The following is a 16,386-nucleotide window of genomic DNA, read 5'->3' as shown; positions in this document are numbered from 1 at the left end:
ACTACACCGGTACTATGAAATGTTAGTACTTATCCTACTGGGCTTACTTTACTAAAATGTAAGTATTGAAGGGTGGGTGTGGTAATGGAAAGAATAAGCGTGTATACGAAAGTTATTGATTTCATCGGTTTAATCATTCTGGGTATTCTCGTAGGGTTTCTTTATTCGATCTTATCCATCGTCATTCTGGTACTATGTTCACCTTATTTGGAGCCGCAGTTTCAGATGTTTAGTCAAATCTACATGTACTATCTTCCACTAGCGGTCTTACTGAGCTCCCTTATTTTCAAACAAGTTAACGCATTTATCACTATACTCGCTGCCATGCTGACTGTGGCCTATTTGTATTATCTATGGAGCCATATGACATTCGGATTCTAGTCTGACCTACTACGCTACAAAAAAAATGACCCACAGCAACGGGCCGCAGGTCTCAAGGTATATATATTTAAAAGGGGGTCGAGATTTAGTATAGGCTCGTTTCCTTAAATCTACCTGAAGATAAGATTTCAATCTTGTTACATTTACATGACGGCTTGTAGGCCCCCCAAGGGGTGCCCCACTCATCGCCATCGTGGTGCGATCATAAGCTCGTTTATTTTTTCTTAAGCATTTCGAATACTTGTTCGACATCCTTGTCTCCGCGACCAGAGAGGTTGATGATGATGATTTGATCCTTACTCATCGTCGGAGCAAGCTTCTTCGCATAAGCGACAGCATGCGCGCTCTCAAGCGCGGGAATGATCCCTTCCGTGCGAGACAGCTCCTGAAATGCCGTCAAAACTTCATCATTGCTGACTGTCACATATTCCGCTCTCTCCGTTACTTTCAGATGGCTATGCTCCGGACCTATGCCTGGATAATCGAGACCCGCTGCAATCGAATAGGTCTTCCGTGGGTTGCCCTCCTCGTCCAACAGCACCAGGCACTTGAAGCCGTGAATTACGCTCGGAACACCTTCAGTCAACGTAGGTGCTTGATCCGGCTCGACCCCGATCAATCGAACCGATGGTTCGTCTAGGTAGTGGGCAAACGCGCCGATCGCGTTGCTTCCTCCCCCTACGCAGGCGATAACCGCATCTGGCAGGCGACCCTCCTTTTCGAGAATCTGACGCTTGGATTCCTCGCTGACGATCGATTGGAAATGTTTAACCATTGACGGGAATGGATGTGGGCCGACGGCAGAACCAAGCAAGTAGAACGTGTTCTTGTAATTCTGAACAAGATCTCCCAAGGCTTCGTCAACGGCATCCTTCAGGCGACCTTGTCCTTTGTGAACGGGAACAACGGTAGCGCCAAGCAGCTCCATCCGGAAAACATTCAAGGATTGACGGCGCGTATCTTCGGCGCCCATATAGATGATACATTCCATGTCGAACATGGCGCAGGCAGTCGCCGTTGCGACGCCATGCTGCCCGGCTCCAGTTTCGGCGATAATCCGCTTGGCACCCATCCGCTTGGCGAGCAGAATTTGACCGATTACGTTGTTAATTTTGTGCGCACCTGTGTGGTTCAGATCCTCACGCTTTAGATAAACTTTCGCACCGCCCCAAGTCTCCGACAGCCTCTTCACATAGGTCAGTGGATTCTCGCGACCCACATATTCACGTAAATAATAACTATATTCTTCATTAAATTCCGCATCGTCCTTATACTTATAGAATTGCTCACTCAGATAATTTAGCACTTCCTGTAATTCTGGCGGCACGAAGCTGCCTCCGAACTCCCCAAAATACCCTTCCTGCAATTGTTCCTGATTCATACTGTAAGCGCCTCCAATATACATAATAATAGTCTGTCTGACCTAGTTTCCATCGTACCATAAATAGCCAATTTGTGGTGTTGCACATTTTAACAACTTCATGAGGAAGTCCGTCGGCACATAAAATAAAAAAGAGGCCCTAGAGCCCCTCATTCATTCGAGGATCCCCTTCTAGGACAGCCCCGACATAATTCTACGCCGCTTTCTTCTTGTTCTTTACGTTCTTATTCAGAAAATGGATAAGTGCCTGGTAGAAATCCCGTTCATTTTCTAACTTGGAATAACCATGTCCTTCGGACATTTTGAGCATATAAGGTACGTCGACATCTAGTTTGCGTAGCGCTGTCACCATTTGATCCGATTCCGTTCTCTTCACCCTCGGGTCGTTCACGCCTTGCGCGATCATGAGAGGGGCTTTGATTTGGTCCGCATGCAGCACGGGCGAATACGCTTCGAGCATCTTCTTATCTTTAACAGGGTCACCTACCTGTTGGTACATCTGCGAACGGCCAATCTCCCAATATGGCGGCATCGAGTCCAAAAACGTCAATAGACTGGACGGACCTACATAATCCACACCTGCTGCGTACAAATCCGGCGTAAACGCCATACCCGCCAACGTCGCATATCCACCGTAGGAGGCACCGTATATCGCAACGCGTTCAGGGTCTGCAGTGCCCCGTTCAATCAGCCATTTAACACCGTCCGTGATATCATTCTGCATCGCTTGGCCCCATTGCTTATCTCCAGCATGCAGGAAGGCTTTCCCATAGCCTGTTGAGCCTCGGAAATTCAATTGCAGCACAGCGTACCCTTGGCTAGCCAACAGTTGAACTTCCGAGCTATAGCCCCAGGAAACGCGAGCCMTCGGCCMGCCATGCGGATTGACAACAAGGGGCAGTTCCGTTGCTGCTGCTCCTTTAGGTAACGTTAAATATCCGTGAATCGTCAAGCCATCTCTGCTTTTGAAAGAAATCGGCTTCATGTCGGCCAGTTTCTTCTCATCCAGATTCGGATTACTATCTGCAATCTTGTCGAGCTTATCCATCTTGCGATCATATAAATAATAGCTGCCATATGACTTATCGCCTCCCGCATGCAGCAGCAGGACATCTTTATCCGGTGAACCAATAATGCCCCAATGCGTGTTTTGCAGTTTGTCATCGATTTGGCGCGACATCACTTCAAACTCTTTATCCAAATACTTCAAATGAACATCATCGGTCTCATAGGAAACCGCTAGAATGGACCTCTTCTTGTAAGAATAGATGAAATTGCTAATATCGACTTCGTCATTCACATAGATGACTTCCGTCTCTTTCTTCGTGCTTAAGTCATAAGTAACCAGTGCTACTTTGTCGCGTCCAACGTTGGAAGCCGCATAGAGTTGATCAAATGCATTAGCCCCTGGATTGTAAGTGAACATAACAGGAATAAAGGTATCATTTGCATCAAAACTCGCTATTTTCTCAAAATCTTTGTTCTCATCCTGCCTATAGAGGAGGCTTGTTTTTTCGCCATCTACAGCTATCGCTGCACGAACTTGGCCCCAATTATCGGTCTGCCAATAATTGACGTTTCCTGGATTTTGCACATGGAGGGTTGTATCACCTGATCCCAGCTTTACCCGGTAAACATCCATTGCTTTGGGATCGCGCTTATTCATGGTAACTAAAAGTTCAAAATCCTCTTCTTTCTGAGCAGGCCGCACATCAAGCAGGTCCGCCTTTACATTCGTATAGGGAGTCAGGTCTTTATCGCCTGTACCGTCTGCATGAACAACATGAATATGCGTATTTTCGGTACCGCCGTTATCGACGGAATAGACGAGCACTTTGTCTGTAATCCAATATAGACTTTGAATATTTTCGTCTTTGGAGCTCGTAATCCGTGTGCTTTCTGTCTCTCCAACTTTTTGAATATAGAGATTCATGCGGTTTTCCCACGGTTGCAATAAAGCTAGTTTCGTACCGTCAGGTGATAAACGTAAGGCAGCCTTATCTGGTAGCTTCAGGAGATCATCCAATGAAACCGTACCTTGCGACGTCTCTTCTTGCGCGGAAATCGTCCGATATATGAATAAGACAAGTTGTGCACGCGTCACATGATCCTGTGGCATAAACGTCAATTGCTCGGTAATAAAATTTTGCTTCAGTCTTATCACATCGTCGTGATGCGGTTTTGCGATGCTGCCCTCATCCTTGAGCCAGGCCTGAATGCCATTATCTTTGAGCTGAAAAGCACGAACGAGCAGGCTCGCCATCTGTTCACGTGTTAGAAAGGATGCTGGTTGATACATCCCGCCATCCCCTTGGACAATATTCCGTTCCTTCAAAGCGTTCACCGCTTCCGCGTAAGGACTGGCTTCGGCCACGTCCGTGAATCCATTCAATGACTTCGGCTTCTGCACCTTGAGCGCCTTGCCGAGCCATACCGCAGCATCACCACGTGTAACGGCATCATCTGGGTGAAAGTTACCGTCCTCTTCGGCTTGGATAATCCCCTTTTGTTTAAGCCATGTAATCTCTTGACTCGCATAGTAATCAGCTGGCACGTCCGCATAGGCGACGGCATCGCTGCTTGCCTGAGCACTGATCGGCACGGCAACGGCCGCAATCCAAACAGCAGCCAGTAGGGAAGCTATCCCTTTTCGAATGAAAATCTTCATGTTATTCCCCCTGTAAACTAAATACAACGAACATAATACGTCCCATTATATGACAGAAAATAGTATATTCATAGACTTATAGGAGAGATTTGTATAACATTCCTATTCTCTTCGAAAAAGGTAAAAGCCCCCAACTCACGATGAAGTGATTGGAGGCTTCTCTTATTGGTTCAGCACGCGATTCGAAACATCGCTGATCTGCTTTAATTCCTCTTCGGTTAGTGTGAATTGCATGGCTTTCACATTCTCTTCTGCGTGATGTGTTTTCGACGCACCTGGAATGGCGAATACGGTCTCCCCATGCGCATGAATCAGCCAATTCAGTGCAATCTGCGTTGGTGATGCATCATAGATCAGTGCAAGTTCATCTAACTTGTCGATCAGCGGCTTCGATTTCTGCAGCCCCGAAGCACGGAAAGCCGATGTGAATTTACGCGGACCTTTGATTGCTTTCACCAGCTCTGGGTTTTTGTGAAACTTGCCGCTTAAGATCCCCTGCTCCAGCGGTGAGTACGCGATAATCGCGACACCAAGCTCCTTGGCAGCCTCCATGATCCCATTGTGCTCAATCCTGCGATCCAGCAAGCTATACTTCACTTGATTGGAAATGAGGCGAAGTCCGTGCTCGCGGAGGACGCGGTCGGCTTCACGCATTTTATCCTCAGAAAAATTACTGACGCCTACGTTCTTGATTTTACCTGACTTCACAAGTCCTGCCATCGCGTTCATTTCTTCTCGAACAGATGAAAATGAAAAAGGCTGATGCACCTGATGCAGGTCGATCGTCCGATTCTCCAGCAGCCGTATGCGCTCTTCAATCGTGCTCGTGATGCTGCTCGCGGTACGAAGGAACGGCCACCACTTCGTCGCAATATGTGCTTCATCAGCCAAAGGACCCGCTTCGCGCAGTGCTTCCGCTAGCATTTGCTCAGATTGACCTTTTCCGTACACCTCCGCTGTATCAAACCAATTAATCCCGCCCTTGAGACTGGTCTGAACGATGCTGCGCACATCCGCTTTCTTCAGCACCGGCCAGAACTTCCCAACCATGCCCTGACCGTTACTGAATTGCCAGCAGCCGAGCCCAAGTGGCGACAACGCCAACGACGAGCTGCCCATTTGCCGAAGTACCGCTTTCCCCATCATACTATTCACCTATTCCTCGCAAGAATGTGATTCTCCCATGATTATACACGATACCAGTAGGAATCACCCAATTCACGCAAGTGGCGAGTCTGAGCTTCACCAACGCGAAAAACTCAAGCTGTCGAGAACATCCCGACGACCTGAGTTTTTCATGAATTGCTCTATTCCCACAATTTATTGGTAATCCTTCGCTTTCTTCACCAATTCATCATACGCCGCTTCCGGTGTAATTTTGCCGAACATCACTTTTTCACCAATATCCTTAAAGTCCTTAGCTGTGTAGTTACTCCAGCCTTTAGCGCCAGGATTAAATGGTTGTGCATCCGGTGCTACATTCTTGATCAGCTCGATTTGCTGTTTATCTGCAGGCGTTAGCTTAGGTGTCAAATATTCGAGAACCTTTTTGGAAACGGGTACACCGCGCGTTGTTGTCAAAATGTCCGCTGCTTCCGTATCGTTTACAAACCAGTCGATGAACGCTTTGGACGCTTCGATGTTCTTGGAATCCGCACTGATGGACCAGAACATGGACGGCTTCAGGAAGCCGCTGGCTTGAGCGCCTTTGGGCTGCGTAACAAATTTATAAGCGCCCGGCTTCACGCCTTCATATCCAGGTAACAGTGCCGCAAAGCTGCGCTTGATCAAAACCGTATCGTTGTTCATCAAATCCATCTTTGCATCGGATTCTTTATCTGTCGTTGCAATATCCGGTGGGGGAACAACGCCTTCTTTTCGAAGGTCAGCGTATTTCTTCGCGTACGTGAGGTACGTATCCTTGTCCAAATTAAATTTGCCGTCTACTGTTACCGGGTAGCCTTTGCCTTGGCTGATCTGGTAGGAAGAATAAACTGTGTAATCACTCGTCGCATCCATTAGCGCATATTTATCTTTCTCCAGCTTTGCTTTCGCATCCCTGCCGAATTGGAAGTATTGATCCCATGTCCAGCCATTAGCCGGAGGTGTGATACCCAGTTTGTCCACGGCATTCTTGTTGAATAGCATCCCCGTCGCATTATTTCCTAAAGGAATCGCATATAACTTATCTTTATATTTACCAGAATCGACGAGAGATTTATCGATATCCGCGGTATTAATACCTTTGGACAGATCCACGAGTTGGTTTCTTCCACTATATTCAGCTAACCAAGCCGGATCCATTTGGATCACGTCCGGTGCATTTTTCGCCGCAGCCTGAGTGGCAAGCTTATCCGCATAGCCATCGAACCCGGAAAATTCCGGTTCAAACGTAACGTTTGGATGTTTCTTCGTGTAAGCATCAAGTGCCTTCAAAGTCGCATCATGTCTGGCTTGTGAGCCCCACCATACAATGCGCAGTTTCACAGGCTTATTATCCACTGCTGCTGTTGCTGCTGCACCGCTGCTTGGTTGTGCGCTTGTACCCGTTTTGGTACTGGTCGCGGTATTGCCACCGCAAGCGGTCAAGCTTACCGCTGTAAGTGCTGTAACTGTCAGTAAACCCCATCTTTTTATCTGCTTGTTCATCATTCTGTTAACCCCTTCCTGTACTCCATATTCAGGTCCATGTGTCAACGCCTTTTCGATAAAAGGAACGAAGTACTGTGGCAACTCCATTCATCAGCAGCACGCTTATACCTTCATTATATAAACCGAAGGACACAATCAAAATAAGGGTAATGAACACATTTCTACCACAATCGAGCACAACCTATTTCTTTCCGAGCTCACTCGGATTCATACCGTAATGTTTTTTGAAAATAGAGCTGAAATAAGCCACATTTTTGTAGCCCACCTTTTCTGCTATCTCATAAATCATGTGCTTGCCTTCCGTCAGCAGTACTTTGGCTTTCTCCAGCCTTACACGGATCAAATAGTTCGTAAAGGTTTCTCCCGTTGCTTTCTTAAACATCCGGTTCAAATAATTGCGGGTTAAATACAGCTGTTTCGATAAATCTTCCAAAGCAATGTCCTCGGCATAATGCTCATGCGCATATTGAATCATGAAATCGATGGCTTCCTTATGTTTGGAATGTTCGCTCCATCCACGCTGTGAGGAAATGCCGGAGATTTTGATCTCAAGCCAATCCCGGAGCTCCTCGATTGTCTGAATCTTGGTAATTTCTTGGTTTGCCGGCAGACCGGGAAACAGATCGTCGAGCACTACGCCGGTGCTGTATAGCGAATAGGCCAGAATCGTCCACAGTTCCGAGCATAAGTATTGCAGATACGCTGGCGTTACGGAAGGCATCTGGCGAAGCTGCGCCAAGTAGGCATCCACAATCGCAAGTGTCTCCTCTTTCTTCGCATATACGATAGCCTCGGCCAGCTCTTGATAAAACTTGATAGGGCGAATTGTAAACTCAGGCTCCGCAGCATCAGGATTGGATAGGCGAGTCTCCTGATCTTCGTTCAGCGTTTGCTGCAGGAGATCCAAGAAAGCCTCTTCTGTTGAGTCAGAGAGTTGTCTCCAGTCCGCCTGTACACTTCCAATTCCGATACGGATACTTAATTTCAAATAAGTCTGGGTACATTCCGAAATGTACGCTCCGATACGCTYTATACTCGCTCTTGCCTCTGCATCTGATTGCTCTAGAGGAATATGAAAAACGATGGCAGCATGATGGCTGTGCAGCTCGATGAACTCAGAAAGCGGCCAATCCCGCTCTAACACTTCGCGGATGATGTTGGCCAGAGCGAACCGGAACAAGCTCCAGTCCGTTAAGGTGAGGTTCGATACACGGATTGTCCCCATGAGCTCGATGCCCATGATGAGATGTTTCTGCCTTAGCCACGATTTCTCGTCGATCGGCTCCATGCTTTCCTCCGCGATAGCCCGACCCAACGTACCCGTGACGATCGACTTCAGCCATTCCTTCTGCACGAAGGGCTCGTACATCATTAACCTGCGCCGCGTCTCCTCCTGCTCTAGCTTCGCCAGTTCCTTGGTCTCCAGCTCATGGATAGCCCGCTCCAGCACACCACTTAGCTCATCCATCGTGACTGGCTTCGACAAGTAATCACTTACCTGCAGTCGCAGCGCTTGACGCGCGTACTGAAAATCGGAATAACCACTGAGAATAATGATTTCTCCCGCAAATCCTACCTGCTTCAGTTGCTCGATCATCTCGAGACCATTCATCATAGGCATATAGATGTCGGTTATGATAATGTCTGGGCTCGTTTCCTTCACCTTCTGGAGTCCTTCCTGCCCATCCATCGCTTCTCCTACCCATTCGGCCTCTAAACGCTCCCAGGGGATGGATTTCTTCATCCCTTCCAACACTTGAAAATCATCATCAATAATAAGTACTCTCCACATGAAAGGCCTCCTCCACTTCGGATTTATTGTGCAGTACAGGTAGTCGCAGGACCACTTCCGTTCCGCCTTCCGCTCTGCCTCGCATCGTAACTCCATAAGGCTCCCCGAAATAGGCAGCGATGCGGTCCATCACATTCCTAACGCCATAGCCTCCGGTTTTGCGCGGCTTCGGCACATCCCAACCTGGCTGTAGACCTACGCCATTATCACGAATGATAATTTCCAATTCGCTTTCCTTACGCTTAAGGGCAATATGAACCTCCCCAGCCCTTCTGCCATGAAATCCATGAATGAATGCATTCTCGACAAATGGCTGTATCGTTAAACGCGAAATATACAGTTCTTTTAGCTCCTCTTCGATTTCAATGGTGTAATGAAGACGTTCGCCCCAACGAATCTTTTGAATTTGCAGGTAGCAATCAACATGCGTAAGCTCATCCCGAATTGGAATGACTGTCTCACCATTGGAAAGACCAATACGGAACATTTTGCCCATTAACGAAACGATTGTACTGATTTTCTCTTGCCCAGAATCAATAGCAATCCAGTTCAGCTGATCCAAGGTATTATACAAAAAATGGGGATTAATCATCGCCTGCAGCGCCAATATCTCCGCTTCTCGCTTACGCTTATGCTGGGATTGCAGCGATTGCACCAACTCTTCAATCCGCTCCATTTGCCGGCGATAGCCGTTGAATAAGCTCCCGAACTCATTCTCATAGTCTGTAGGCAGATCCATGCCAGCCCCTGTCGCGGGCACACGTCCCATTCGCGCAAGCAGCAAGCGAATCGGCTTCGTGAATTGCTTTGACAGGAACAGCGTGAAGAAGGCGGTGATGCAGATGGCCATCAGACCAATAGAGACTAGGATATAGGCCAGCCGGATACTGCCGTGTACAATTTCATTCCATGGCGTGATTTCAATCAACATCCAATCCGATCGCACCTTGCTCCACACGAGCAGAGCTCCCTCACTCTGATCTTGGTTCACTGGTAGGTGTATATAATTCGAAGCGATTTCCTTGCTACTGATCAGCCTAAGATCATTTTCACTTAATGTTGGCTTACCAATCGTGGCAATCGTTCTGCCGCTGGCATCCAACAGCAACCGGTTCCTCTCTTTACCCTCGGACTCCCCGCGAACCAAGCTTTCGATGGCGGACGCTTTCACGTTCAGCATCAGCAGACCATAGTATTTGTCAGAATTGTTGTACAGCTTACGGGCGAAGCTGATAAACCGTTGCGGCCCCTTGTTCGTTGGAAGCGTACGTTCCCCAATCCAGCTGAAGTCTGATTTCTGAATTTCTGGATACCATAGCTCATCCTGAACATGCGCCATATCGAGAATTTGCACAGGCGCCTGTGAATCGGTCGGAGTAGAATTGTCAATGTATAAATAGATGGACTGCACCATCGTCGTACTGTAGGTGATCCTAGCCAGCATCTGCAGCATATCTTCCCTTCGAATATGTTTCTGTAGCAAATCCTTTTCAAAGGGATCATAGCCAATCGTATTCATATTTCGGGAGGCAGCCAGCGACATTTGTTCGATCGATTTCAGCTGGATATCAACCTGCTTATTCAACTCATTGAGCATATCTTGTTGGTAGTAGGATGACGTATCCGCAAGTTCTCTAGACGTCACACTGTAGCTGATCCATGTAAAGACGAGCAGCAAGATCGATAAGAAAGAAGCGAAACTGCTGAAAAACAACCGATCAATCCGCACACGTTTGAATAAGTTCATCAAGGCCCTCCCCTCAGGCGGCAAACCTAAAAGCTAAAAAAGCTGCACAATATCGCAGCTTTTTTAGCAACTCATCAAATTTTACCCCTTCACCGCACCGGAAGCAATGCCGTCCACAAAATGACGTTGAGCCATAAAGAAGATAATTAACGAAGGAACAATGGATACGAGTGACATCGCCAGCAATTGACCCCAAGGCAAGGCAGATTGACTGTCTACAAACAATTTGAGTGCCAGCCCTACCGTATATTTGTCCACCGAGTTGATATACAACAAGTGACCGAAGAAATCATCCCAGTTCCATAGGAAGCAGTAGATCGCTACCGTGACTAGTGCAGGCTTGGTGAGTGGTAGGATGATGCGCCAGTAAATGCCGAACCAGCTGCAGCCATCAATTTTGGCCGATTCGTCCAAATCCTTCGGAAGCCCGCGAATGAACTGAATAAGCAGGAAAATAAAGAAGGGTCCACCGATACCTCCAGCCAATGCATGCGGGACATAGAACGGCAGATACGTATTTATCCAACCGAATGTATTGAACATAATATACTGCGGAACTAACGTCACCTGACTAGGCAGCATCAACGTTACCATCAGGATAGAGAACCAGAAATTTTTGAGCGGGAAGTCAAGTCGGGCAAAGCCGAAAGCGACGAGACTGCAAGAAAGCACCGATGTAATTAGTACGCCTGCGATCAACTCGAAGGAGTTTATATAGAAGTGCGTGAACGTAAATTTCGGAAGCGCAACCCAACCGTCAGTGAAGTTGCTCCACAACCATACTTTCGGGAACAAATTAGGCGAGCTCATCTCATCATTGGATTTGAATGCGGCTCCAACCCACCACAAGATGGGATATACCATAACGATACTGAATAGGGTTAAAAAAATATGGGAGCCGAGAGTCCGGCGCTGCGTTAGTGTCATTTCTTACGGCCTCCTTCAGTCTCATAGAATACCCAGTAACGGGATGATGCGAAGATCAAGGCAGTCGCGATGCCGATAATAACAAGCAGTATCCAGGCTAATGCCGAAGCGTAGCCCATATCATAGCGGGCGAAAGCTCTTTCGTACAAATACAGCGCATACATATACGTAGAGTTGATCGGGCCGCCTTTTGTAATAATGAATGCCTGCGTGAACATTTGGAACGAGCCAATCGTCTGCAAAACCAGATTAAATAGCAGAACCGGGGAAAGCATGGGCAGCGTAATGTTGAAAAATTGTCTGAGCTTCGACGCGCCATCGACAGAAGAAGCCTCATAGAGCTCCGATGGAATTTGTTTGAGCCCCGCAAGGAAAATAACCATCGAAGAGCCGAACTGCCACGCTACCAAAATAATTAATGTGCCCAGAGCCGTACCAGGGGAGCTGATCCAACTGATCCCCTCGATCCCAAAAATGCTTAAAAACTTATTGATAAATCCGTCGATCCCGAAAATATTTTTCCATAGAACCGCGACGGCGATACTGCTTCCGATTAGAGATGGCAAATAAATAAATGTACGATAAATGGAAATTCCCTTTATGTTCTTGTTGAGCAGCATAGCGACCAACAGGGCAGTCACCAGCTTGATTGGCACGGAGATGACAACGAACAACAGCGTGACAGTGAGAGACTGTCTGAACGTTTCATCGTCGGCGAAGATGCGCTCATAGTTTCTCAAGCCGATCCAATCGGGAGCGTCCAGCAAAGTAAACTTGGTAAAGGAATAATAAACCGATCGGATCATCGGCCATAAGGTTAAGAGCAAGAAGCCAAGCAGCCATGGGGAGATGAACAAATACCCTGCTACAGGCGATTCCCAGCGGCCCTTCCAATGAAAGGCGGAGAACCGCTTTTGAGCCTGTTTACTGGTATTTGTCGTAGGTTGTGTACGCATATTGGGGCTCACCCTTTTCTAATAGTAATTTCATCTATCATCAGTATAAAAGAGCCCTCGCCCCAAGAAAATGAGAGGATTGAACACAACTTCATCCCTATCGAACACAACCCAGACAGAAAAACCTCCTAGCCTATTCTAGCGCTAATGTCAAAGTCAGCCTCTCAGCAGCAGCCATTTTAAAACTACGTTGTTTCACCTCTCTACCTCCTCGAACTGGATAACATTGCTGACGTTGGGATCACGATTCCCGCTATGACTTGTCATAACGTTCCCTGTGTCTTGCTATGCTGCTTGCCGCGCTATGATATACTATCCACATACCTATTATCGAAGGAGATCCGATCGTTGAACGTGCTATACAAGGAACAAACCGCCCACCATGACATCTCCATTTATGACACCAACACCTTTTCTGATCAAAAAGGGAGCTTCCGCGTCTTGGAGTTTTCCAATCAGGCCATGCAAGGTGCGATGGATTTGGATCATCCAGATCGTATCCTTTTCGAATATCCACGAGCCATGATTCATCTCATGCAGATTAATGCTCCCACCTTTGAACGTGTATTCCTTATCGGTCACGGGATCGGTACGATCGCTTCCCACCTGAAGGAGAAACGCTTCACCGTTGCGGAGTTGGATGAACATGTCGTGGCGTTGAGCAGGCGCTACTTCGGTTATAACCAGGACAATGTGCACATCGGTGATGGCAGGCAGCTTCTAAGCAACGAGCCTCCACGAACGTATGATTACATCCTCGTTGATGCTTTTACTGACAAGGGCACACCGCTGTCATTAACGTCATTAACCTTTTTCCAAATCGTCCACACCAAGCTCGACGAGGGCGGCGCTATTCTTCTGAACCTAATGGGCAAAGGTGAGCATGATCCGCTCCTAGCCGCCATTCACACAACACTTCGTGAAGTGTTTAACCACGTTAAAGCATTCGCCCTCCCCTCGGAGGGACGCCGCGATCTGCAGAATATGATCCTGATGGGGCAAAATAAACCGATCACCCGCCACATGCGCCATATGGCCGGCTTCGTCGAAATAGAGCCAGGCTATGGGCATATCCTGATGGATGAAGCTTAATTTCCTTTTTTTATTCACCTGGGGGAGTTGTTTGCTTCCTATCGTTTATAATAAAATGTAAGAAGAAAAAAAGTTCAATAGAAAAGGTGTCATTCATGAGCATATTAAATGTAGAACGACTTAGTCACGGATTTGGGGATCGCGCGATCTTCAACGATGTATCCTTCCGCCTGTTGAAAGGCGAGCACATCGGACTTATTGGCGCAAATGGTGAAGGGAAATCGACCTTCATGAACATCATTACCGGCAAGCTGCAGCCGGACGACGGGAAAGTCGAATGGTCCAAGCGCATGCGCGTTGGTTACCTCGATCAACATGCCGTACTTAGCAAAGGTATGACGATGCGCGACGTGTTGAAAGGTGCTTTCCAGTATCTCTTCGATATGGAACAGGAAATGAACGATATGTATGGCCGCATGGGCGACGTTTCGCCTGAAGAGCTTGAGCGCTTGCTCGAGGATGTAGGAACGATTCAAGATACGTTAACGAATCAGGATTTCTACATGATCGATGCCAAAATCGAAGAAACGGCCCGCGGTCTGGGTCTGACAGATATCGGCTTAGATAAAGACGTGAACGATTTGAGCGGTGGGCAGCGTACGAAGGTGTTGTTGGCGAAACTTCTTTTGGAAAAGCCAGACATCCTGCTCCTCGATGAGCCTACGAACTATTTGGATGAGCAGCATATCGAATGGTTGAAACGCTATCTGAACGAATATGAGAATGCCTTTATCCTAATCTCACATGACATTCCGTTCCTGAACAGCGTAATCAACTTGATCTACCACATGGAAAATCAAGCCTTGAACCGCTACGTCGGTGACTACGATCATTTCCTAGAAGTCCACGAAATGAGAAAATCCCAGTTGGAGTCTGCTTACAAGCGACAACAGCAGGAAATTTCGGAGTTGAAGGACTTCGTTCAACGTAACAAAGCAAGCGTGGCCACACGGAACATGGCGATGTCCAGACAGAAGAAACTCGACAAGATGGAAGTCATTGAGATTGCCAAAGAGAAACCGAAGCCACAATTCAACTTCAAAGAAGGCCGCACAGCTGGCAAGCTCATCTTTGAAGCGACAGATTTGGTTATCGGTTACGACTCACCGTTATCCCGCCCGCTTAACCTGCGCATGGAGCGCGGGCAAAAAATCGCCCTCGTCGGTGCCAACGGGATCGGGAAGACGACGTTGCTGCGCAGCATTTTAGGCGAAATCCCTGCGTTGTCAGGTTCCGTGCATAAAGGTGAAAACCAACAAGTTGGCTATTTCCAACAGGAAATTAAAGAGTCCAACAACAATACCTGTATTGATGAAGTGTGGAACGAGTTCCCGTCATTGAACCAATTCGAAGTGCGCGCGGCGCTTGCTCGCTGTGGACTTACGACCAAACATATCGAGAGCAAGATTGTCGTGCTCAGCGGTGGTGAGAAAGCGAAGGTCCGCCTATGTAAGCTGATCAATCGTGAAACCAACTTGCTCGTGCTCGATGAGCCGACGAACCATTTGGATGTCGATGCGAAGGAAGAACTGAAGCGTGCACTGAAAGCGTACAAAGGCAGCATCATCCTAATCTCCCATGAACCTGACTTCTATCGCGATGTCGTGACAGAGACTTGGAACTGTGAGTCGTGGACGACGAAAGTATTCTAATCCACGCGTAACTTGAAGAGCTTACCCCATTTATGATGGGGTAAGCTCTTTATTTCAAGGCAGGTTCTGGAAAATAAATTGACCCAATCTTACGCAGCATGGTACAATTAAGCGATCTTAGGTCCGTAGCTCAATGGCAGAGCAACCGGCTCTTAACCGGTAGGTTGTGGGTTCGACCCCCACCGGGCCTATAACGAATCCCCCTCGATCTCCATCGGATCGCAGGGGGATTTTCTTATACGTCGGTGTAACTGGACAAACTGCCTTCGGAATGATACATTATGTATCAATAGTGGAATTCGTCCTCCTCACCTCTGACCTGCCCGATGCTCCGGAACGCATCCGAATGAAGCCACGGAAAGCGAGGAACCGTATGCTTGTTGTTCGATCCATGTTTAAGAGCAAACTGCTGGTATTGCTGCTCATTCTCTGCTTTTTCGACGCACTATTCACCGATATCGGCTTGCAGCTAGCCCTCATTCAAGAGGCCAATCCGTTCATCCGCCATCTCTACGAATGGCACATCATCGCGTATTACCTCGTGAAACTCATATTCCCTCTCGCGCTAATGCTCATATATCCCTATATTCGCCAGAAATTATGGGTGCAGCCCTGCCTAACCCTCACTGTTATCGTTTATGCAGCCGTCAATGTATATCATTTCGTCTGGCTTTCTTATGGGCTTACGTATGTCGCTGGTTCTGCCTAGCTACGCTGTCCTCATAAGGCGACTCCGTTTCGGAAGGTAACTGGAAAATATACAGCTATTTACGAGAGATTTCTTCGAAAACTCGATTTAACTGTAAAATATGTAGCTAAAACGGCCTCTTTTCTTCACATTAGGTAAAATGGTTAAAATTAACTGTAGGTTTGGACCTCTGTCAAGAAAGTAGACACTCGTTAAGAGAATTCAGCAACACTCTTGTAATAGTTTTCTTCAAATCGAACGGGTGAAAGGTAACCCAAAGAACCATGGATCCTTTTACGATTGTAAAAAAGTTCAATGTATTCGAACATATCTTGTTGTGCTTGGGCTTTGGTCAAAAATCTCGTACAATAAACAAACTCTTTCTTTAGTACACTATGAAAAGATTCGATGCAAGCATTGTCATAGCAGTTACCTTTCCGACTCATTCAT

At 47.3% G+C, this 16,386-nt stretch carries 12 protein-coding genes, 1 tRNA gene and 1 pseudogene; 5 read left to right on the top strand and 9 right to left on the bottom strand.

Annotated features, from left to right (window positions below; all coding sequences use genetic code 11):
- Positions 1-84: 84 nt before the first annotated feature.
- Positions 85-381: a hypothetical protein gene (locus AC1DLM_RS25855; protein ID WP_441991452.1), complete on the top strand. Its 297-nt coding sequence runs from the start codon at positions 85-87 to the stop codon at positions 379-381.
- 214 nt (positions 382-595) lie between these two features.
- On the opposite strand, the gene trpB is transcribed toward AC1DLM_RS25855, so the two are convergent.
- The 8 genes from trpB to AC1DLM_RS25815 form a co-directional block, all read right to left on the bottom strand.
- Positions 596-1,762, bottom strand: a complete 1,167-nt coding sequence (gene trpB, locus AC1DLM_RS25850; RefSeq protein WP_477571579.1) for a tryptophan synthase subunit beta — start codon at positions 1,760-1,762, stop codon at positions 596-598.
- A gap of 193 nt (positions 1,763-1,955) precedes the next feature.
- Positions 1,956-4,430: a S9 family peptidase gene (locus tag AC1DLM_RS25845; protein WP_477571578.1), complete on the bottom strand. Its 2,475-nt coding sequence runs from the start codon at positions 4,428-4,430 to the stop codon at positions 1,956-1,958.
- Positions 4,431-4,592: 162 nt separating this feature from the next.
- Entirely contained in the window at positions 4,593-5,576 is a 984-nt protein-coding gene (locus AC1DLM_RS25840; protein WP_441991498.1) for an aldo/keto reductase, read from the bottom strand.
- Positions 5,577-5,750: 174 nt separating this feature from the next.
- Positions 5,751-7,082 (bottom strand): ABC transporter substrate-binding protein, encoded by a 1,332-nt coding sequence (locus AC1DLM_RS25835; RefSeq protein ID WP_477571577.1) that lies wholly within the window; start codon positions 7,080-7,082, stop codon positions 5,751-5,753.
- A gap of 181 nt (positions 7,083-7,263) precedes the next feature.
- Complete coding sequence (locus AC1DLM_RS25830; protein ID WP_477571576.1) at positions 7,264-8,874, bottom strand: response regulator transcription factor; 1,611 nt, start codon at positions 8,872-8,874, stop codon at positions 7,264-7,266.
- Positions 8,852-10,621: a sensor histidine kinase gene (locus AC1DLM_RS25825; RefSeq protein WP_477571575.1), complete on the bottom strand. Its 1,770-nt coding sequence runs from the start codon at positions 10,619-10,621 to the stop codon at positions 8,852-8,854. Before AC1DLM_RS25825 ends, AC1DLM_RS25830 begins: the two co-directional genes overlap by 23 nt.
- An 81-nt stretch (positions 10,622-10,702) precedes the next feature.
- Positions 10,703-11,548, bottom strand: coding sequence for a carbohydrate ABC transporter permease (locus tag AC1DLM_RS25820; protein ID WP_171637012.1), 846 nt, complete (start codon positions 11,546-11,548; stop codon positions 10,703-10,705).
- The gene (locus AC1DLM_RS25815; protein WP_441991459.1) at positions 11,545-12,504 is read right to left on the bottom strand and encodes a carbohydrate ABC transporter permease; all 960 of its coding nucleotides are present in this window, start codon (positions 12,502-12,504) and stop codon (positions 11,545-11,547) included. The genes AC1DLM_RS25820 and AC1DLM_RS25815 overlap by 4 nt, the downstream gene beginning before the upstream one ends.
- Positions 12,505-12,852: 348 nt before the next feature.
- Between AC1DLM_RS25815 and AC1DLM_RS25810 the strand changes: the two genes are divergently transcribed.
- The 4 genes from AC1DLM_RS25810 (at position 12,853) to AC1DLM_RS25795 (ending at position 15,957) form a co-directional block, all read left to right on the top strand.
- On the top strand, positions 12,853-13,596 hold the full coding sequence (locus tag AC1DLM_RS25810) for a spermidine synthase (RefSeq protein ID WP_477571574.1): 744 nt from the start codon (positions 12,853-12,855) through the stop codon (positions 13,594-13,596).
- Positions 13,597-13,691: 95 nt separating this feature from the next.
- The gene (locus AC1DLM_RS25805; protein ID WP_171637022.1) at positions 13,692-15,248 is read left to right on the top strand and encodes an ABC-F family ATP-binding cassette domain-containing protein; all 1,557 of its coding nucleotides are present in this window, start codon (positions 13,692-13,694) and stop codon (positions 15,246-15,248) included.
- Between the two features lie 119 nt (positions 15,249-15,367).
- Positions 15,368-15,439, top strand: a tRNA-Lys gene (locus AC1DLM_RS25800).
- A 182-nt stretch (positions 15,440-15,621) separates the two neighbouring features.
- A complete protein-coding gene (locus AC1DLM_RS25795) occupies positions 15,622-15,957 on the top strand; it encodes a DUF5658 family protein (RefSeq protein ID WP_441991461.1) in 336 nt (111 codons plus the stop codon).
- A 191-nt stretch (positions 15,958-16,148) separates the two neighbouring features.
- Here AC1DLM_RS25795 and AC1DLM_RS25790 read toward each other — a convergent pair.
- A pseudogene (locus AC1DLM_RS25790) lies at positions 16,149-16,382 on the bottom strand (IS3 family transposase); the annotation flags it as partial.
- Positions 16,383-16,386: the final 4 nt, after the last annotated feature.

The sequence above is a fragment of the Paenibacillus sp. 01T442 genome, from assembly GCF_056398345.1.
Note: the sequence above shows the minus strand (reverse complement) of the source record. Positions and strands in the feature narration are given on the sequence as shown.